The organism is Bradyrhizobium brasilense, from assembly GCF_029714345.1.
GTDB lineage: Bacteria > Pseudomonadota > Alphaproteobacteria > Rhizobiales > Xanthobacteraceae > Bradyrhizobium > Bradyrhizobium australafricanum.
In genome coordinates, this window is record NZ_CP121669.1 from 4368056 (window position 1) to 4387966 (window position 19911).

Sequence of the window (19911 nt, forward strand, 5' to 3'; positions counted from 1 at the left end):
GGAATCTCGATCGTCCCGTTGCGGTGATCGTTCAAGTCCGTCGCACACCACAGATTGATCTGAGGGTGCGGGGTTTGGGGAAAACGGTCTTGGACAATGCGGGAGGATCACGGGGCGCTCGCGGCCTCGGACTCTCCGCATATGAGCAACTTGGAGGTTTAATATGAATTTGAAGAGCCTTATCCTGGGCTCGACGGCTGCGCTGGTCGCGGTCGGCGGGGCACAGGCGGCCGATCTTCCCGTCAAGGCCAAAGCGGTCGAGTACGTGAAGGTTTGCTCGCTTTACGGTCCGGGCTTCTACTACATCCCCGGCACCGACACCTGCATCAAGCTGGGCGGCTATGTGCGTGCTGACGTCGTGGTGAACGGCAACAGCGTGTACGGCGCGAACTACAACGGCGCCAGCGGTGCCAACAACCGTTTCACGAACGGCTACACCTGGCGTTCGCGTGAAGACTTCAACATCGATACGCGCACCGCGACCGAATACGGCGTGGTCCGCACCTATTTCGATGCGGTGTTCACCTGGACCTCCGACACCTATGCCGGCCAGGGCAACGGCTCGACCGTGTACTCGGCGATCGGCTCGTCTTCCGCGCCGAACAACGCCGGTTCGGGCAACGTGGCTGCCGGTACGGTCGGCGTCTACTACGCCTTCATCCAGTTCGCCGGCTTCACGATGGGTAAGGCGGTTTCGCAGTTCGCTGCCCCCTGGAACGGTTATCCGGGCAACAACTACGACGCACTCGTCGGTGGCGTGAACACCACCAACGGCATCAACCAGTTCACCTACACCGCGCAGTTCGGCAACGGCGTGTCGCTGGCTCTGTCGGCGCAGGACCAGGTTGCCTACATGCAGGCTGGCGTGAACAACCTCAGCGTCGGTGGTGCTTACGGCTCCAGCGACTACGCCGGCACGATCGCTCCGGACTTCGTCGCTTCGCTCAAGGTCGACCAGGCTTGGGGTATCTTCCAGGCGTCGGTCGCCGCGCATGACAACCACGCTGCCTACTACGGCGGCACCGAGTTGACCGGTCATCCCGACGACAAGTGGGGTTGGGCTGGTGCGTTGGCCCTGTCGATCAAGAACATCCCGACCGGACCCGGCGACACCATCAACATCCAGGGCGTCTACACCGACGGTGCGACCCGTTACAACATCCAGGAACTGGCCAGCCAGGCCGGCGCGATCGCCATCTTCGGCGGTTCGAGCCTCCCGGGCGTCTATGGCAGCGTTGGCTTCGGTACGGCACCCGACACGGTGTTCGGCCCCGGCGGTCAGCAGCAGTCCATCAAGACCTGGGGTATGCGCGGTGCGTACACCCACAACTGGGATCCCTACTGGAACACCAGCTTGTACGGTGCGTTCGCCGCTGTTTCGTACAACGATGCGGCTAAGTCGCTCATCTGCGGCGTTGGTGGCGTCGGTGGTTCGTTCCGTGCCGCATTCGCTGGCGGCGCTGGCGTGACCGCCTGCAACCCCGACTACAACATCGCGCAGATCGGCGTGATCACCCGTTGGACCCCGGTCAAGAACCTGACCTTCTCGGCCGACGTGACCTACTCGCACCTCGATCAGAAGTATGCCGGTATCATCACCACGTCGTCGACTGCTATCGGCAAGCCGACCGCGACCTACGAGCTGAAGGATCAGGACACTGTCCAGATGCTCTTCCGCGCTCAGCGCAACTGGTAATACCGGTTGATCTGATCACGATCCAACAGAACCCCGGCAGGCAACTGCCGGGGTTTTTCTTTGCGAAAGATTCTAAGGAGAGCTGCGCTGCGTCAATTCGGTCCACGCGAACGACGAAGACGAGCCATGCGATTCATTCGCCGCAGACTTATTTACTTACCTGATCTACTAAACTATATACGCCACGGCCAACACATTGAATGATGGCTCTTAGCTAGCTGCTAAGCCTCCCAAACCTCCGGCAATGCCCTGCCGGAGGTTTTTGATTCAAGGGCCGAGCCGGCGTTGACGATGGTGGCGCGGGTTGCCGTCGCCTTGCCGATTCGATGCCGTCAAGATTTGACGGAATCGATCCGCAGTGCATTCTCGCCATTGATGGGACCCTTCAAGAACAGCCGTCTGGCGCGCATGAGTAGCGGCCACTATTGCCTGATCCGGGATCTCGGGCTGGTGAAAGGCGGCAAGGGATTGCGGCACCATGAGGTGATCATCGATTTCTCGTGGCGCGGCCTGCTCAAGCTGGCCCTGAGCGCGGGTGCAGGCGTCCTGCGGCGGCGCGCATCCGTGCGCATCGAGACAGCCGAATAGCGCGGGGCCGCGTCATGACGCGGCGTGGCCTGCGGCCAGGATGCGCGAGATCATCGCGTGAGGCTCACGCGCTTCGCAAACTAGTGTTCGGGTTCGGACGACGTGATTCCAACATTGTCAGAGCTTCGCCTATGACGATCGCGCACTGTGCCACGCCGCGCGCCGATTGCGATCAACGTGGTTCACCTGCGCAGGTGCTGTCGCGCTGCTTCGCTGATGTTGCCTCGGCGGCAGCGGCCGCGGTGGAAATTCCGGCCGCGATCGCCATCAGCGTTGTCGCGACCAATCTGTTCAGGATGTGCACGATCATCGTCTCCAATTGTCGATGTCGGATTGTTCGCAACGCGGAATGATTTCGTTACGCGGCCACCGTCTCAACCTGCTGCAGGCGGCTCACTTGCGCGTGAGAAGGCGCCGTTGCTGGGCGACAATTCGGTGATGTAAGGTGCCGCAGCCAAGCGGTTGGGGCTGCGATCCGCGCTCCGGCCGAAACAAAGAAGAACCAGGGCAAGAAAAATAAGGGAAGGAACGGATCTCACATGAAGGATTTTGCCGGAAAGATTGCCGTCATCACCGGTGGCGGAACGGGCATGGGGCGCGAGCTGGCACGGCAGCTCGTTGCCGAGGGCTGCAACGTCGCGATGTGCGACGTCTCGGCCGAGGCGATGGCCGAGACCAAGCGGCTCTGCGAGGTCGAGAAGCTGCCGCAGGGCCTGCGCATCACGACCCACATTGCCGACGTCTCGATCGAGGATCACTACAAGCGCTTCCGGGACGAGCTGATCGAGCAGCAGGCGACCGACAAGATCCACCTGCTGTTCAACAACGCCGGCATCGGTGGTGGCGGCAGCCTGTTCTCCAACACGCGCGAGCAGTGGGAGCGCACCTTCAACATCTGCTGGGGCGGCGTCTATCTCGGCGTCCGCACCTTCCTGCCGCTGTTGGTGAAGGCCGACGAGGCGCACATCGTCAACACCTCGAGCGTCAATGGCTTCTGGGCCTCGGTCGGCATGGGCGTATCGCACACCGCCTACAGCGCCGCGAAATTTGCCGTGAAGGGATTCACCGAGGCGATGATCAATGATCTCCGCCTCAACGCGCCGCATGTGAAGTGCTCGGTCGTGATGCCCGGCCACATCGGCACCTCGATCGTGTCGAACTCGCGCAAGGTCCAGAACGGCTCCGACCAGCTCAATGCCGACGAGCTCAAGCAGGCCCGCCAGCGCCTGCAAGGGCAGGGCATCGACGTCGCCAAGATGTCGGACGCCGACATCCAGCAGCTCGCGCTCGACCGTGCCCGCATCTTCCATGACGAGGCACCGACCTCCGCGGCGGCCGCCGCCAAGATCATCCTCGACGGTGTGAAGGCCGAACGCTGGCGCATCCTGGTCGGCGACGATGCGCATCTGCTCGACGAGCGCGTGCGCAAGACGCCGGAACAGGCCTACTCGCCGGAGTTTTATCAGGACCTCGTGGCAGCGACCGGGTGGAAGGTCGGCTGAACGGCCGTCCCGCATCGCGTGCGGGACGGATTCACTCAAGCGCTATCCGCGCATCGCGCGTTGGCGCGATCCCGCTTGATAGGCGAGGCGGTAATGCCCTGAGCAATAGGGCATGCCGCCGAGCGGTGTGTTGCCGCAGAAGCAGAAATCATCGGCGCCCGGGGTGCTGATCGGCCAGCGGCAGCGCTGCTCGCTCAGCTCGAACAGCGAGCAGCTGTTGGCGCTGACGATCGGGGCGTCGTCGGGCTCCTGCTCGTAGACCGCCTGGAGCAACCGGAGCTGCTGCTTGGCAGTCGCCCGTTGCGCGGCGTGGGCGGCGGATTTCTTGCGCCGCGCCCGACGTTCGTCCGGCGTCGTGCGTGTGAGGTTCAGCCGCGACAGCTTGCCGATCACCGCATTGCGGCTGACGCCGATATTGACGGCGATGTCGCGGCAGGAGAGGCCGGCTTCAAAGTAGATCTTGAGTTGGTCGACGCGCTCCGGCGTCCAGGTCTCTTGGATGGCAATCATCTGACGGTTCCACGTTCTGTGTTGAACCGCCGCGCCGGCACACGCGCCCTTAGTTCTTGAGCATGATCTCTTCGGAAAACCGGTTTCCACTTTTCCGGATCATGCTCTCAGGGCGTGCGGCCGTTGTCGCGGATTGCAAGCAACCCGTCCTTGATGGCGAGCCGAATGCCTTCCTCGATCAATGTCCGTGCGACGCCCGGGACGCTCGTGCCGTGGGTGCCCTGTCGCACCAGCTTCTCGAGGTATCCGATGGTCGAGAGCGCCAGCGTGACCGGGACGCGGTCGGTTTCGGCCTTTTCCGTAGCCATGGTGAAACGCTTAACCCCGAACGCCGGTACTGAAAAGTATCTATTTAGAGTCTATTTAGGAATGCGGCAGTTCGTCAAGCCGTGGGCTGCAAGAAACAGCCAGCCGCGCCCAAGCGGGCTGGAAGCGAGTTCCAGCGCGAGGGCGCCATCGAATTATTGAGATAGATGAGGGTGTTAGGGCCGCAACTCGACCTTGACCGGGAATTTCTTGAGAAGCCGCTCAGCCTTCTCGGCCTTGTCCGGAGGCGCGCTCACACTCAGGTACAGCCCGCGGGACGGATCGGTGATCGCGTCGACACTGACCTCGCCGGACAATCCTTCCAGCGCCAGCAGCTCGCGCGCGGCCTCGCCAGCGGCGATCTCGCGCAGCTTCGGCTTGAAGATCTTGCCGACCGGAGTCACCGGCATCTCCGGAAGCACCGACACCACGCGCGGGCGCGCCGGCGGCTCCAGGATGTTGTCCTGCACGAAGGCGGCGAGCGCGTTCGGATCGATATGGGTACCGGGCTGCGCGGAGACGAACAGCATCGGCACTTCGCCGGCGTAGGTGTCGGGACGTCCGACGGCTGCGGCGAGCGCCACGCCCGGAAACGCCAGCGCGGCGTCCTCGATCGCGCGCGGATCGATGTTGTGGCCGCCGCGGATGATGACGTCCTTGGCGCGGCCCATGATGTAGACGAAGCCGTCGGCATCGATCCGGCAGATGTCGCCGGTGCGCAGCCAGCCGTCGCGGAACGCCTCCTCAGTCTGCTTCTTGTCGACATAGCCGGCGAATACCTGCGGGCCCCTGGTCAGCAGTTCGCCGACCGGCGAGGGCCACGGTCCGGTGTGGAGCTTGCCGCCGTCGAGGATCGCAAGCTCGACCAGCGGATTGCGGGTGCCGACGCTCTCGGCGCGCGGCTTCACGCCGTGCACATCGTGAGTGATGGCGCCGGCGAGCTCGGTCATGCCGTACAGCTGCTGGATGCAGGGGCCGCCCCAGGTCGCAAGATAGCGCCGCTCGATCTCCGGCGGGCAGATCGAGGCGCCGGTGGCGGTGACACGCAGGGTCGAGATGTCGCTGTCCGCGACCGGGATATCGGCGAGGGCGCCAAGTATCGTCGGCACGTTGCCGGCGATGTTGATGCGGTATGTCTCGATGATCTGCCAGAAGTGCCGGACCAGCGCCGGATCGCGCGCGCCGGCGGGACCGGGGATGACCATCGTCGTGCCGGCCGCCAGGGAATTGGCCGTGGTGCAGAACAGGCCGCCGACATGGAACAGCGGCATCGTGATCATCGCGCGCTCGCCGCGATGGAAATCGAGCGCCATCCGCGAGGATAAGGTGGAGGCGACCATCGCGCGATTGGTGAGCCGCGCCACTTTGGGATGGCCGGTGGTGCCGCCGGTCGGCAGCATCACGGCGACGCGGTCGGCCTCGCTCAGGTCCTTGGACCTGCCGTAGTCGTCGCGCCAGGCGGGATCAGGCCGCAGCACCTCGCCGTCGAAGGCGATGCTGCCGTCGAGCGGCACGATCACGATGCGCTTGAGCGACGGCACCTCGCGCTGCAGGCCCTCGACCCTCTCATAGAGCCCGCCCGGCATGCCCGGCGGCGGCGCCAGCAACAGCTTTGCGTTGATCGCGTTGAGCTGGGCGACGATCGCCTCGCGCGTGAACAGCAAATTGAGCGGCTCGGCGACGCCGCAGGCGGCTGCGCCGAAGATCGCGACGACGGTCGCGGGGCACGCCGGGAGCAGGACAGCCACCGCGTCGTCCTTGCCGATGCCGTGCTTACGGAAATAGGTTTCAGCGGCCTTGATGCAGCCCATCAAGTGATCGTTCGAGATCACGACCGGGTTGGGATCGAGCGGCGAGCGCAGATAGATCGCGGCTTCAGCGTCCGGCGCGCCCTGCGGGCCGCGGGCAATGAGGTCGAGGATGCGCGGGCATGCCGCGAGCGTCTCCTGCATTTCCCTGTCGCGCGCAGCCTCGTCGGCCGGCGAAAGCCTGTCCTTCAGCATATCCGTCCCCGTCCATTCTTGTTCGTTGGGACGGGGATTGTATCGAGCCGTGCTCGCGGAACACAAGTGCGGCTTATCGACCGCCTGTCAGCCGTGGACCACGGATTTGGCGATCATGCAGTGGATGCCCTTGGAGCCATTGACCGTCTGCGTCACGCGCAGGTCGGCGGCAAGGCTGCACAGCGTGTAGGCGTCTTCACGCGACAGATTGCGCTTCTCGCCGAGCAGCACGATCATGTCGCGCAGCGCCCGCACCACGCACTGGTCGAGATCGGGATCCATCGCCATGGTCATGTAATGATCCGCGGTCTCTGCGCGCGGATAGGCGAGCTTGATATCCTTGCGCAGTGTGAGGCGGAAGCGGCCGGTCAGCGCGGTCTCGATCGCGGTGACGCAGACCTCGCCGTCGCCCTGCACGCCATGGCCGTCGCCGCAGGAGAACAGCGCGCCCGGAACGAACACCGGCAGATAGAGCTTGGCGCCGGCGCCGAGTTCCTTGTTGTCGAGATTGCCGCCCATCGCGCGCGGGATCAGCGAGGAGATCCGGCCCCAGGCCGGTGGCGGCGACACGCCCATTACGCCGAAGAACGGCTTGAGCGGCAGATCAAGCCCCCAGGGCATGCGGCCGACCATGCGCCCGCGATCGAGCGGGATGTTGAGGACGCGTGTCTCGTGGAAATCGTCGGGCAGGGTGCCGGACAATGGCTTGATCAGATTGTAGCCCCAGTCCTGTCGCAGCTGAACGTCGAGAATATCGACCTCAAGCACGTCGCCGGGTTCGGCGCCGGCAACGGCGATCGGGCCGGTCAGAATATGTCCGGGTACCATCCGCGCGCACTTCGCATGGATCTCGTCGAGCTCCGGCGGAACGTAGAATTTGCCGCGGTCGGGCACCACGTCCGGGCCGCCGCTGACGGTCTCGATCGTGATCTCGTCGCCGCTCGCGACGGCCAGAACCGGTTTCAGCTTGGCTTCAAAGAAGCCCCAATGGCAGGTTTCAGGGCTCGACTTCAGATGATGATGGGTCATGTGGCGGCTTTTGATTGGTTTCCCAGCAGCGTATGACGCTGTAGCAGAACTTCGCAGGGGCTTCTCTTGTTTTTTGTGCTCTCCAAGACGCTCGGCATCATGCTGTTGCCGATCAACTTCCTGATCGGTATCGGCGTGATCGGCACCGTGCTGCTGTTGACGCGGTTTGCGCGCCTCGGCCGCAGGTTGATGGTGGCCGCGCTGCTGCTGCTCGCGATCTGCGGCTTCTCGCCGCTCGGCAATGTCCTGATCTCCACATTGGAGCAGCGCTTCCCGCCATGGGACGCCTCGCGCGGCGTGCCGGACGGCATCATCGTGCTCGGCGGCTCGATCGATGCCGATCTGTCGGTCGCGCATGGCACGCCGGTGGTGCGCAGCGCGGCCGATCGCGTCATCGCGGCGGCGGCGCTCGCGCGCAGATATCCGAACGCGCGCCTCGTGTTCACCGGCGGCAGCGCGAACCTGATCTCGAACGATGCGCGCGAAGCCGACTATGCTGCCGAGATGTTCGAAGGTCTCGGCATTGCCAGGTCGCGATTGATCATCGAGCGCCGCTCCCGCAACACGGTGGAGAACGCCGAATTCTCCAGGGCGCTGGTCGATCCCAAGCCGGGTGAGCGGTGGCTGCTCGTCACCTCGGCCTACCATATGCCGCGCTCGGTCGGGCTGTTCCGCAAGGCGGGATTCAATGTCGAGGCCTATCCGGTCGATTGGCGCGTCGGCAATGTCTTCAGCTTCGGGACACTTGCGATCGAGGGCCTGTCGCGCACCGATCTCGGCACACGCGAGTGGATCGGGCTTCTGGCCTATCACCTGGCCGGCCGAACCGATGATTTGCTGCCGGGGCCGGCCGCGCGCTGAGGCGTAGGCACTTGTCGCCTCCAACGGCCAATCCTAACATCGACGCAACAGGCGACGCCAAGCCGCCGATCACGGGAGTTTTCGCCATGCAACAGCAGACACCGCCGGAAGAGTTCGACCTCGGCGCAATCGTCACCGACCTGAACAACCTGCTGCGGCTGAAGACCACGGTCATCGGCATCAAGATGTTCGCGCGGGTCGAGGAGATGGAGGCGATCCAGAAGATTCGCCGTCCGTCGGCGGTCCACACCACGGACCAGATCGTCAGCATGGCCTCGCGGCTCGGCTGGACCGTCGGCATCACCGGCGACGATCTGGTCGGCGCGCAATGCCGCGCCGTGATCGGGCTCGCGCCGCAGGATGAGAAATGGCTTGCCGGCGAGAACTATGTCGGCGTCTGGCACGGCACTGCCGAAGACGCGCGCAAGCGCCAGGAGGCGCTCGACGTGGTGCCGTACGGTCAGTATCAGGCGATGGCGGTCAGCCCGCTGACCAGCGGACGGCTCAACCCGCCCGACATCTGCCTGGTCTATGCGACGCCGGGACAGATGATCATCCTGATCAACGGGCTGCAGTACACCGGCTACAAGAAGTTCGAATGGGGCGTGGTCGGCGAGACCGCCTGCGCGGATTCGTGGGGGCGGGCGCTGAAGACCGGCGAGCCGAGCCTGTCGCTGCCATGCTTCGCCGAGCGCCGCTATGGCGGCGTGCCCGACGAGGAAATGCTGATGGCGCTGCCGCCGGCCTATCTGGTGAAGGCGATCGCCGGGATGAAGCAGCTCGCCAAGAACGGTTTGCGCTACCCGATCGCACCCTACGGCATCCAGGCCGACGTGCGCGCCGGCATGGGCGTCTCGTACAAGAAATAGCCGATTGCGTCGCCGCGCCCGCGATGACAAAAGGGCGCCCAATTCGCTGCGCAGGGAGCCTGATCCATGTCCTCGTCGAAACTCGACATCGTCGTCTACGGTGCGACCGGCTTCACCGGCCAGCTCGTCGCCGAATATCTCGCGGCGCATTATAGCGACGGCAGCCTGACATGGGCGATGGCCGGGCGCAGCAAGGACAAGCTCGCCTCGGTACGCGACGCGATCGGCGCGCCCGTCGACACGCCGCTGATCGTTGCCGATGCCGGCGACGCCGCTTCGCTGAAGGCGATGCTGGCGAAAACCAGGTCTGTCATCTCGACGGTCGGACCGTATCAGCTCTATGGCAATGAGCTGATCGCGGCCTGCGTGGAAAGCGGCACCGACTATTTCGATCTCTGCGGCGAGCCGGTCTGGATGCGGCAGATGATCGATAAATACGAAGCCGCCGCGAAGGCCAGCGGCGCGCGCATCGTGTTCTCCTGCGGTTTCGACTCGGTGCCGTTCGAGCTCGGCGCGTTCTTTGTGCAGGAGGAAGCGCGGCGCGTGTTCGGCGCGCCGGCGCTGCGAGTCAAGGGCCGCGTGCGCGACATGCGCGGCACGCTGTCCGGCGGCACCGCCGCGAGCGCCAAGGCGACGTTCGATGCGGTTGCCAAGGACCTCAGCCTGGTTGCGATCCTCAACAACCCGTTCGCGCTGACGCCGGGCTTCGAGGGCCCGAAGCAGCCGCGCGGCAGCAAGCCGGCCTATGAGGAGGATCTGCACTCCTGGACCGCGCCGTTCATGATGGCGCTGATCAACACGCGCAACGTCCACCGCTCCAACATGCTGATGGGCTTTCCCTACGGACGGGACTTCGTCTACGACGAGATGGTCCTGACCGGTCCGGGCGAGAAGGGCGAGGCCAACGCCAAGAAGGTGATGGCGCTGAATGCCGAGAAGACCGGCCCAAGCGCGCCGAAGCCGGGCGAGGGGCCGTCAAAGGAAGAGCGCGAGAACGGCCGCTACGATCTGCTTTATCTCGCGGTCGCGCCCGATGGCCGCATGGTCCGCGCCGGCATCAAGGGCGATCGCGATCCCGGCTACGGCTCGACCTCGAAGATGATTTCGGAATGCGCGATCTGCCTGTTACGCGACACGCCCGACGTTGCCGCCGGCTTCTGGACGCCGGGAGCCGCGATGCAGCACAAGCTGATCAAGCGTCTGGTCGATCACGCCGGGCTGACGTTTGAGGTCGAGAAGTAACTTCGCTTACCTCGCCCCGCTTGCGGATCGCATCGTGAGATGCGATCCGGGTGAGGGGGTACAGATCAGTCCAATCGCATTGTTCGTGGAGAGAGCCCCTCACCCCAACCCTCTAAGAGCGAGCTTCGCTCGTCTCGACCCCGTGAAGGACGGGGAGAGGCGCTACGCCGCCGCGCGCGGATTATAAGCGTACATGAAGTCCATGCCCTTGGACGACACCGGCAGCAGCAGCTTCAGCATGTGATCGCGGAGCCAGGCGCCGGTCGGGCTGAACTCGCGCTTGCTGTTGCCGTTGCGGCGGGCGATCGCCACGATCTTCTCGGCGCGCGGACGCCGCTCGTGCTCGAAAGCCTGGAACGTCATGCCGAGCTCCTGGCCGTCGCGCATCAGGATGCCGAGCCGCAGCGCGTCCTCCAGCGCCAGCGATGCGCCCTGGCCGGCATGCGGGCTCGTCGCGTGCGCCGCGTCGCCGATCAACAGCGTGCGCTTGCGCGACCAGGTCGGCAGCGTCGCGACGTCGAGTGTGTCGGTGACCACGATCTTCTCGGCGGCTTCGATAATCTCGGGGATCGGCGCGTGCCAGCCGGCGTGGAAATCGCGCAGATGCTGCCTGATCGCGGCCTGGCTCTGCAACCGGTAGGCCGCCGCGGTCATGCCGTGCGACGGCTGCGTGCTCCACCACATCGCGCCCGTGTCCGGATCGGGGCTGCACATCCCATAGCCGAAGAAGCCGCTCTGCCCGAACGTGGTCGCCACCCTCTGGCCGATCGGCAGCTTCTCGATCACCGCGCGGGGCACGAATCCGCCGAAGCCGATCAGCCCGGTGTCGAACGGCGTCGGGCCGTCAGGGATCACGTGGCGCCGCACCGCAGAGTGCACGCCGTCGGCACCGATCACGAAATCACCCTCTGCGGTGGTTCCGTCGTTGAAATAGGCGATCACGGGCTGGTCGCCGCGGTCTTCGATCTTCACCAGTTTCTTCTCGAAGAACACCGAGACGTTGGAGGCCCAGGCCTTGTCGATCAGCGTCTCGTTCAACGTCGCGCGGCACATGTTCACCGCGGGCTGGCCGAAGCGCTGCTGCATGTTCTGGTTGAGCGAGCCGAGCTTCTTGCCGCCCTGCGAATAGAAGTCGAAGGACTCCGCGATCGAGCCGTTGCGGATCAACTCGTCGGCGAGGCCGAGCTCCGCCAGCACGTGCATGCCGTTCGGCGCGATCTGCAGCCCGCCGCCGATCCCGGTGGAGTAGGGCCAGGCTTCATAGAGCTCGGTCTCGATTCCGGCGCGGGTCAGGAACATCGCGGTGACGGGGCCTGCGATGCCGGCGCCGATGATCAGAGCTTTACGGGGACGTGAGGTCATGCCTTGCTCCATGCATCCGTGTGGGATAGGAAAGGTCAGTTGCTAATTATCTTAGTATATAAGATATTAGGCGAGTAAGATATAGGAGCCGATTTGTCAAGAACGACGTCGCGCGAAGCGCTGATGCAGGCACTCGAGGAGGCGATGCGCCGGTCATCCGCGCAGGGCGTGATGTACGGCCAAGCCGTTGCAAACATGGCCGGAATCTCCAATTCCGACATGGAATGCATGGACATCCTGCATCTGGAGGGGCGGGTGACCGCGGGGCGTCTTGCCGAGGTCACCGGGCTGACCACCGGCGCGATCACCGGCGTGGTCGATCGTCTGGAGAAGGCGGGTTACGTGCGCCGCGAGCGGGACGAGAGCGACCGCCGCAAGGTCTTCATCTCGGTGGTGGAGGAAAAAGCGGCGGAGATCGGCAAGTTCTACGTGCCGATGCAGGAGGCGATGCTCAAGCTGTGGAGCAGCTACACCGACGACGAGTTGCGCTTGCTGCTGCGCTTCGCCAATGACGGCTACAAGGGCGTGCTGGAAGCGACCGGAGCATTGAAGGCGGTGATCGACATGCCGCCGGAGCAGCGCGCCAGTCTCAAGATGCCGCCGAAGACTCGTCGATGATCCGTGCCGACGTCGCGCGGTAGCGCTCGGCCGCCGCATACATGCCCCACATCGTGCCCAGCATCATCCAGAAGTGCCGCCAGTGGTCGGTATCGATGATGAAGCTCTCGCCGACAAAGCCGAGGAACGCCGAGAAGACCGCGAGATAGCCGCGCTGCCACGGCATCCGCATGTAGATGTAACGGAAGCCGATGATCGCGGTGACGAACACCAGCGCCGGATAGCAGATGCCGGAAATCCAGCCGCCCGACATGAAGGCGTTGAGATAGGAATTGTGGGTGTCCTCGGGGAAGTAGGTATGGAATTGCAGCGGCCCAATGCCGAACGGCAGCTCCAGCGCCATCTGGGCGCCGAGGATGTGGCGGCCGAAGCGGCCGAAGCGGCCTTCGTCATAGCTCTGGTCGAAGCTCGCGCGCTGCTTGAACATGTCGGCGACCGAGCCGATCGAGAGCAGCACCGCGATCAGCGCCACGGCCAGGATCGCGGCGATCAGCGTCATCACGATGATGCGCGAGCGCTGCGCCTGCGAGCGGCTGGTGAACACCATCAGCGCCAGCATGAAGGCCGCGGTGATGACGAGGCCGCCCCAGGCGGCGCGGGAGAACGACAGCAGGATCGCAAGCGAAATGATGCCGAAGGCGATGGCGTTGCGGAACGCCTTGCCGAAGCGGTCGGAGACCACGCTCTGCAGCGTGAACAGCGCCGGCAGGATCAGGAAGGCGCCGAGTACGTTCGGGTCCTTGAAGGTGCCGCGGGCGCGGTCATACAGCGTCAGCAGGTCGTAGCCGCCCGGCACCAGACGGAAGTAGCCGGCGATGCCGGCGAGCGAAGCGATCATCGCGCCGACGATCAGGCCGCGGCGCAGCATGTCGAGGCGGGCTTCGGTGTCCTCCGACATCACCATCGCGAAGAAGATGACGGTGATGGCCATGTACCAGGAGGTCAGGATCCAGTTCACCACCTCCGGCTTGTCGAGGAACGGCACCGCACCGATGCTGTAGCCGACATTGAGCACGATCAATGTGAACAGCAGCGGCATGAACACGAGCCGCATGCGCAGGCCCGTGGCGAAGAACAGCACGCAGGCAGTCAGCGTGACGAGCTCATACGGGCTCGGCTCGATGAACACGATGGCGCCGGACGCGCCGGCCAGCCACACCAGCGCCCGCTGCAGCGCCAGCACGCCCGTTGGTGCTGATGTCAGCGAATGGGACGTCCCGGCTGTCGCCGCATAGGCCATCAGATACTCACGCAACGCAACAGATACAGAACCTGACACCCGTCATTGCGAGGAGCGTCAGCGACGACGCAATCCACCTATCCCCCAGCGGCAGCGTGGATTGCTTCGCTGCGCTCGCAATGACGTGCGGTTTGAACCCGCCTCGATCAGTACGCGTTCTCGCTCTTGGTCAGCAGCGAGAACGGGGTCTTGAGCAGGATGTAGAGGTCGAACAGCACCGACCAGTTCTCGATGTAATAGAGGTCGTATTCGACGCGCTTCTGGATCTTCTCGTCGGTGTCGACCTCGCCGCGCCAGCCGTTGATCTGCGCCCAGCCGGTGATGCCGGGCTTGACGCGGTGGCGGGCGAAGTAGCCGTCGACCGCCTCGTCGAACAGGCGGTTCTCCAGCTTGCTCTGCACGGCGTGCGGGCGCGGGCCGACCAGCGAGAGATTGCCCTTCAGCACGACGTTGAACAGTTGCGGCAATTCGTCGAGCGAGGTCTTGCGGATGAAGCGGCCGACGCGAGTCACGCGCGGATCGTTCTTGGTCACCACCTTGGAAGCGGTGGGGTCGGCCTGGTGGTGGTAGAGCGAGCGGAATTTGTAGACGTCGATCCGCTCGTTGTTGAAGCCGAAGCGCTTCTGGCGGAACAGCACCGGGCCGGGGCTGTCGAGTTTCACCGCGAGCGCCACCAGTCCCAATACCGGCAGCGCCGCAAGCAAGGCCAGACCGCCGACCACGCGGTCGAACAGCCATTTCAGCACCAGATCCCAGTCGGTGATCGGCGCCTCGAACATATCGAGCGTCGGCACCTTGCCGATATAGGAATAGGAACGGGGGTGGAAGCGCAGCTTGTTGGTATGGGCCGACAGGCGGATGTCGACCGGCAGCACCCAGAGCTTCTTCAGCATTTCCAGGATGCGGGTCTCCGCCGAGATCGGCAGCGCGAACAGCACGAGGTCGACGCGGGTGCGGCGGGCGAATTCGACGATGTCATCGATCTTGCCGAGTTTCGGTGAGCCGGCGCAGGTATTGGTGGCGCGATCGTCATTGCGGTCGTCGAACACGCCGAGCAGATGGATGTCGGAATCATCCTCGGCGTTCAGCGCCTCGATCAGCTGCTCGCCATTGTGGTCTGCTCCGACGATGATGGTGCGGCGGTCGAGCCGGCCGTCGTGCGCCCAGGCGCGCACCATCGATCGCAGCAGCAGCCGTTCGGCGATCAGCACCGCAAGGCCGACGCAGAAGAACGACGACAGCCAGACCCGCGAGACCTCGCCGCCGAGCTTGACCAGGAAGGAGATGCCGATGAACAGCAGGAACACGAAGGTCCATGACGAGATCATGCGCGTCATCTGGCGCAGTTGGCCGCGGAAGATCTGCACCTGGTAGATATCGGCGGCCTGGAAGCAGACCACGGCGGCGGCCGACATGCCGAGGATCGATGCGATATATCCCCAGTGAATGCTGCCGCCGGCGAGCGGTCTGACATAGGCGAGATAGAGCCCGACGCCGACCAGGCTGAGCAGCACGAAGTCGGTGAGGCGAACCACGCCGGCGATCACGACCGGCGAGTAGGCGCCGCGAACCTTCTGGTTGGTAACGGCGAGCGCGGCCGGCGAGAGGCGCCGGCGCCGTTCGATCTGCGGCTGAGCGGCCATCGCAGACGCAGCGGCATCCAGCATCGAGCGTGCGTTAAACGGTTCCACGAGTCCACGTCCATTCCTGCGCATGCAGATGGGCATCCGCGCGCAGCACGAAAATTCCCCCGGACGTGACTTAAGGGGACAAATCGGAAGAAACGGTTACGTGTGCAAGAAGTGGTTAACGTTTGGCAAATGCGTCGCGATAGCCGGCCAGCACACCCTCGACCATCGCGCTTTGCGAGAAATGTTCCGAAATCCGCTCGCGCAGTCTTGCGGCGCGCGCCGCGGTCGCGGCGGGATCGTCGAGCGCGGCCTTGATCGCGTCGGCCATCGCTCCGGCATTGCTCGGCGCGAACAGGGCGTCGGTGTGGGTATCGAAGATCTCCGGGATGCCGCCGACATCGGCGGCGATCATCGGAACGCCGGCCGCGCCCGCCTCGATCACCACATAGGGCATCGAATCGCCGCGCGAGGGCACCACGAGCAGACTGCCCTTCGAAAAGCCAAAGCGCGCCTTGACGTGACCGATGAAGCGGACGGCCTCGCCGAGCGACAGCCGCTTCACCTGCTCCTTGAGGCGCTCGAATTCCTCGCCGTCGCCGCCGAGCGTCAGCGTCAGCGGCTTGCCCTCCGCGCGGAGCTTGGCCACCGCGTCGATCAGGAGATCGGCGCCCTTGATGCGCCGGAACTCGCCGACATAGGCCACATCGGTGGCATCGTCGGCGCCGGGGACCGGTTCGAATTCCTCCGCGGTGACGCCGTTGAACACGCAGCGCACGAGGCCTGCCGGCTTGCCGACGGTGCGCTGATAGGTGTCGCGGGCAAACGCGCTCTCGAACAGGAACAGGTCGGTGCTGTTCATCAGGGTGCGCTCGAGCTGGCTGTAGAAGCGGCCCTTCCAGGTGTCGAGCGGGTAGTGCAGCGAGCCGCCATGCGGCGTGTAGACCCGGATCACCTTGCTCGAGCGCCGCCGCAGCCGGACATAGGCGCCGGCCTTGGCGCCATGGCCATGGACGACATCGGGTTTCAGCTTGCGGATCAGGCCGGCGATGTGGGCCCAGACCATGAAGTCGGCGAAGCGCGGCTCACGGCGTATCGCGACGCGGTGGACGCCGAGCTTGAGCCGCGGCTCGATCTCGGCAAGCGCCGCGTCGGCCCGCGCGCCGCCGGTCAGGCTGTCGGCGACGATGCCGACATGGTGGCCGCGTTCGATCTGGCCGTTGGCGACGTCGAGGATGTGACGAATGATGCCGCCGACGGGGGCACGCACCACGTGCAGGATGCGGAGGGGCGGTTGCTGGGTTTGATCCTGCGCCATCGATCAGAACCAGCGCTCGCCGACGAACACGGTGTCACCCGGGCCGAGCGGCGTGCCCAGCGGAGCGACGAAGCGGCCCGCGCCCGATGCATCGGTGTGGGTGAGGGTGACCTCGCGCCTGGCGCGCGGCGAGAAGCCGCCGGCGATCGCGACCGCGCTTTCGACCGTCATATTGGGCACATAGGGATATTGGCCGGGGGCCTGGACTTCGCCGAGGATGAAGAACGGCCGGTAGGCCTCGATCTCGACCGCCACCGACGGCTCGCGGATGAAGCCGTTGCGCAGCCGTGCGGTGATCTCGGCGGCAAGCCTGGCAGGGGTGCGGCCGCGCGCCGGCACCGAGCCGATCAGCGGCATGGTGATCGCGCCGGCGGCGTCGATCGCATAGGCGTTGGTGAGCCCTTCCTGGCCATAGACCACAACGCGGAGCTTGTCGCCGGGGCCGAGATTATAGCCCTCGCGCGTCGGCGCGGGATCGGCATAGGCCGCGGGCGCAGCATACGCCATCGAATCCAGGCCGGGGTCACCGGCGACCGGCGACGTCCGACCCATGCAGCCCGACAGCGCGAGCGCAGCGACCAGACAAATAAGGGGAGCGCGCAGATCGCGCATGCAAGGAATCCCGCGACAATATCGGCTCCGATTAACGGCACCCATGGTTAACAAAGAATGACGGGGCGGGTGGTGGCGGCCATGCCCGTCAACCCCACCGATTAACCCAGCGGCAACCTTAATGGACTGTAATCGCCCCATTGAGATGGAGTCGCGGTGTCCGCGGGGGTTCGTTATGCGTTTTGCATTCTGGCGTAGAGGCAAGGATAAGGCCGTCGTGCAACGGGCGTTGCCGAAGTCTGCGCCCGTAGCCGACGAAGCTGTCGTTAAGCCGGCTGCGCCCAAGCTTGCTCCTGACAAGCCTGCGCCCGACAAGCCGGCGCGCCCGGCGGAGGCGGCCGATCTCGACCTGCACGTGCTCGGCCGCGCGCTGGGGCGCAAGCGCGGCTGGATCATCGTGCCGACGGTGCTGGTGTTCGCGTTGTCGCTTGCCGCGGTCAACGTCGTGACGCCGCGCTACAAGTCGGAAGCGCGAATCCTGATCGACAATCGTGAGAACGCCTTCCTGCGTCCGAACGGCGAGCGCGACCTGGAGCGCACCTCGCTCGACGCCGAGGCGGTGACGAGCCAGGTGCAGCTGTTGCTGTCGCGCGATCTCGCGCGCGACATCATCAAGAAGAACAAGCTGGCCGAGCGTCCGGAGTTCGATCCGGTGCTGCGGGGCTTTTCGCCGCTGAAGTCGCTGCTGGCGCTGTTCGGCATCGGCCGTGATCCGTTCAGCCTGACGCCGGAAGAGCGGGTGCTTGATTCCTATTACGAGCGCTTCCAGGCTTTTGCGGTCGACAAGTCGCGCGTCATGGTGATCGAGTTCCAGTCGGAAGATCCCGAGCTAGCGGCGCGCGTCGCCAACTCGATCGCGGACGGTTATCTCGTGCTGCAGCAGGCCGCGCGGCAGGACCAGGCCAAATCCGCCAGCACATGGCTGCTCGGCGAGATCGACAAGCTGCGCACCAAGGTCGCGGAGGCGGATTCGCGCGTCGAGGAATTCCGCTCGAAGTCGAGCCTGTTCGTCGGCACCAACAACATCCCGCTGTCGAACCAGCAGATGGGTGAGCTGAACACGCAGCTCAACAATGCCCGCGCGCTGAAGGCGGATGCCGAGACCAAGGCACGGCTGATCCGGGAGATGCTTCAGGGCGGCAAGCCGATCGAGGCTTCCGAGGTCCTCAATTCCGAGCTGATCCGCCGGCTGGCCGAACAGCGCGGCACGCTGCGCGCCCAGCTTGCCGAGCAGTCGTCGACGCTGCTCGACAACCATCCGCGCATCAAGGAATTGAAGGCGCAGATCGCCGATCTCGACCGGCAATTGCGCGAGGAAGCCGGCAAGGTTTCGCGCTCGCTGGACAATGACGCCCGCGTCGCCGATGGCCGAGTCATGGCGTTGCAGGCGAGCCTGGACCAGTCGAAGAGGCAGGCGTCGTCTAGCAATAGCCAGGACGTGCAACTGCGCGGGCTGGAGCGCGAAGCCAAGGCGCAGCGCGACCTGCTGGAGGCCTATCTCGCCAAGTATCGCGAGGCGACGGCGCGCGAGAACATCGAGGCCGCGCCGACCGACGGTCGCATCATCTCGCGCGCCTCGGTTTCGAATACGCCGGCCTATCCGAAGAAGCTGCCGATCGTGCTGATCGCGACGCTGGCGACGCTGCTGCTGTCGTCCGGCGTCATCATCACCGGCGAGCTGCTGCGTATCTCCGCGCCCGGTGCGGTTGGCCGCGCCTTCGCGCCGGCGGCTGCCGTGATCAGGCGCCGCGAGCCGGTCATGGATGCCGCAACCGTGGACCAGCCCCCGCCGGCGCTGCCGCCTGAATCGGCGCTCGCATCGCCGGTCGCGTCGAGGCCGGCGGTGGAGCCCGAACTGCCGCTGGAGCCTGCGGCTGCCTATGAACCTTCGGCGCAGCCTGAGTCCGCCGAGACCGCCGACGAGATCGATGAGCTCGCCGAGCGCCTCGTCGCCGCCGGTCCCGCCGCCCACAAGGTCACCGTGCTCGGCCCGGCCGCGGCTGATAGCGTTACGTTGACCGCCCTGACGCTGGCGCGTCTGATGGCGCGCCAGGCCAAGGTTGTCGTCGTCGATCTCGTCGCGTCCTCGCCGGTGCTGACGTTGGCGACCGTCGATCCGGCGGCGCCCGGCCTCGCCGAGCTGATGCAGGGCGAGGCGACCTTCGCGCAGATCATCACCAAGGATCGGCAGTCGCGTGTTCAGATCGTCAGCGCCGGGCGTCCGGGCTTCGATCGCTCGCATCTGCAATCGCCGCGGCTCGCCCTCGCGATCGATGCGCTGCTCAGGGTCTACGACCACGTGCTGCTCGACGCCGGTTCGGCCGTCGACCTGCCGGCCGAACTGCTGACCGCGAAGGCGCAGGCGGTCGTCGTGCCCGACGCCACCATGGCGCAGGATGCCCGCCACTCGATGGTCGAGCAACTCAGGGCGGTCGGCTTCGCCGAAGTGACGATGCTGAGCAAGCCCTGCGCGGTGTCGGAAGCGGTCGCGCGGGGCCCGCGGGTGGTGGCCGCCTGAGCGCCACCG

Annotated in this window: 18 protein-coding genes; 8 read left to right on the forward strand and 10 right to left on the reverse strand. The window is 65.2% G+C overall.

Annotated features, from left to right (window positions below):
- Positions 1–163: 163 nt before the first annotated feature.
- The gene (locus QA635_RS20490) at positions 164–1696 is read left to right on the forward strand and encodes a porin (RefSeq protein ID WP_225158933.1); all 1533 of its coding nucleotides are present in this window, start codon (positions 164–166) and stop codon (positions 1694–1696) included.
- A 408-nt stretch (positions 1697–2104) separates the two neighbouring features.
- A complete protein-coding gene (locus QA635_RS20495; RefSeq protein ID WP_050999539.1) occupies positions 2105–2284 on the forward strand; it encodes a hypothetical protein in 180 nt (59 codons plus the stop codon).
- A gap of 172 nt (positions 2285–2456) precedes the next feature.
- Here QA635_RS20495 and QA635_RS20500 read toward each other — a convergent pair whose 3' ends face one another.
- Positions 2457–2594, reverse strand: a complete 138-nt coding sequence (locus tag QA635_RS20500) for a hypothetical protein (protein WP_283071329.1) — start codon at positions 2592–2594, stop codon at positions 2457–2459.
- A 229-nt stretch (positions 2595–2823) separates the two neighbouring features.
- On the opposite strand from QA635_RS20500, the gene QA635_RS20505 reads away from it, so the two are divergent.
- The gene (locus QA635_RS20505; RefSeq protein WP_283071330.1) at positions 2824–3786 is read left to right on the forward strand and encodes an SDR family oxidoreductase; all 963 of its coding nucleotides are present in this window, start codon (positions 2824–2826) and stop codon (positions 3784–3786) included.
- 42 nt (positions 3787–3828) lie between these two features.
- Here the strand turns inward: QA635_RS20505 and QA635_RS20510 are convergent, their stop codons facing one another.
- The 4 genes from QA635_RS20510 to QA635_RS20525 form a co-directional block, all read right to left on the reverse strand.
- Positions 3829–4296: a GcrA family cell cycle regulator gene (locus QA635_RS20510; protein WP_076825272.1), complete on the reverse strand. Its 468-nt coding sequence runs from the start codon at positions 4294–4296 to the stop codon at positions 3829–3831.
- Positions 4297–4403: 107 nt separating this feature from the next.
- Positions 4404–4604 (reverse strand): hypothetical protein, encoded by a 201-nt coding sequence (locus QA635_RS20515; protein WP_016844973.1) that lies wholly within the window; start codon positions 4602–4604, stop codon positions 4404–4406.
- 174 nt (positions 4605–4778) lie between these two features.
- Positions 4779–6605 carry an AMP-binding protein gene (locus QA635_RS20520; protein WP_283071331.1) on the reverse strand — a complete coding sequence of 609 codons (1827 nt, stop codon included), beginning with the start codon at positions 6603–6605 and terminating at the stop codon, positions 4779–4781.
- Between the two features lie 87 nt (positions 6606–6692).
- Positions 6693–7634, reverse strand: a complete 942-nt coding sequence (locus tag QA635_RS20525; protein WP_283071333.1) for an acetamidase/formamidase family protein — start codon at positions 7632–7634, stop codon at positions 6693–6695.
- A 66-nt stretch (positions 7635–7700) separates the two neighbouring features.
- Between QA635_RS20525 and QA635_RS20530 the strand changes: the two genes are divergently transcribed.
- The 3 genes from QA635_RS20530 (at position 7701) to QA635_RS20540 (ending at position 10606) form a co-directional block, all read left to right on the forward strand.
- The gene (locus tag QA635_RS20530) at positions 7701–8495 is read left to right on the forward strand and encodes a YdcF family protein (protein ID WP_283071335.1); all 795 of its coding nucleotides are present in this window, start codon (positions 7701–7703) and stop codon (positions 8493–8495) included.
- 86 nt (positions 8496–8581) lie between these two features.
- Positions 8582–9364: a DUF169 domain-containing protein gene (locus tag QA635_RS20535; protein ID WP_283071337.1), complete on the forward strand. Its 783-nt coding sequence runs from the start codon at positions 8582–8584 to the stop codon at positions 9362–9364.
- A gap of 66 nt (positions 9365–9430) precedes the next feature.
- Entirely contained in the window at positions 9431–10606 is a 1176-nt protein-coding gene (locus QA635_RS20540; RefSeq protein WP_283071339.1) for a saccharopine dehydrogenase family protein, read from the forward strand.
- A gap of 162 nt (positions 10607–10768) precedes the next feature.
- On the opposite strand, the gene QA635_RS20545 is transcribed toward QA635_RS20540, so the two are convergent.
- Positions 10769–11968 carry an FAD-dependent oxidoreductase gene (locus tag QA635_RS20545; RefSeq protein ID WP_283071340.1) on the reverse strand — a complete coding sequence of 400 codons (1200 nt, stop codon included), beginning with the start codon at positions 11966–11968 and terminating at the stop codon, positions 10769–10771.
- Between the two features lie 123 nt (positions 11969–12091).
- On the opposite strand from QA635_RS20545, the gene QA635_RS20550 reads away from it, so the two are divergent.
- Entirely contained in the window at positions 12092–12586 is a 495-nt protein-coding gene (locus QA635_RS20550; RefSeq protein ID WP_283071725.1) for a MarR family transcriptional regulator, read from the forward strand.
- Here the strand turns inward: QA635_RS20550 and QA635_RS20555 are convergent.
- The 4 genes from QA635_RS20555 to QA635_RS20570 all read right to left on the reverse strand — a co-directional run bounded on the left by QA635_RS20555 (position 12558) and on the right by QA635_RS20570 (position 17384).
- Positions 12558–13826: an O-antigen ligase family protein gene (locus QA635_RS20555; protein WP_283071342.1), complete on the reverse strand. Its 1269-nt coding sequence runs from the start codon at positions 13824–13826 to the stop codon at positions 12558–12560. The genes QA635_RS20550 and QA635_RS20555 overlap by 29 nt on opposite strands.
- A gap of 146 nt (positions 13827–13972) precedes the next feature.
- Complete coding sequence (locus QA635_RS20560) at positions 13973–15517, reverse strand: undecaprenyl-phosphate glucose phosphotransferase (RefSeq protein ID WP_283071343.1); 1545 nt, start codon at positions 15515–15517, stop codon at positions 13973–13975.
- Positions 15518–15632: 115 nt separating this feature from the next.
- Complete coding sequence (locus tag QA635_RS20565; RefSeq protein WP_283071345.1) at positions 15633–16772, reverse strand: glycosyltransferase family 4 protein; 1140 nt, start codon at positions 16770–16772, stop codon at positions 15633–15635.
- Between the two features lie 3 nt (positions 16773–16775).
- Complete coding sequence (locus QA635_RS20570; RefSeq protein ID WP_425249170.1) at positions 16776–17384, reverse strand: polysaccharide biosynthesis/export family protein; 609 nt, start codon at positions 17382–17384, stop codon at positions 16776–16778.
- A 175-nt stretch (positions 17385–17559) separates the two neighbouring features.
- Between QA635_RS20570 and QA635_RS20575 the strand changes: the two genes are divergently transcribed.
- Positions 17560–19902 (forward strand): GumC family protein, encoded by a 2343-nt coding sequence (locus QA635_RS20575; RefSeq protein WP_283071348.1) that lies wholly within the window; start codon positions 17560–17562, stop codon positions 19900–19902.
- Positions 19903–19911: the final 9 nt, after the last annotated feature.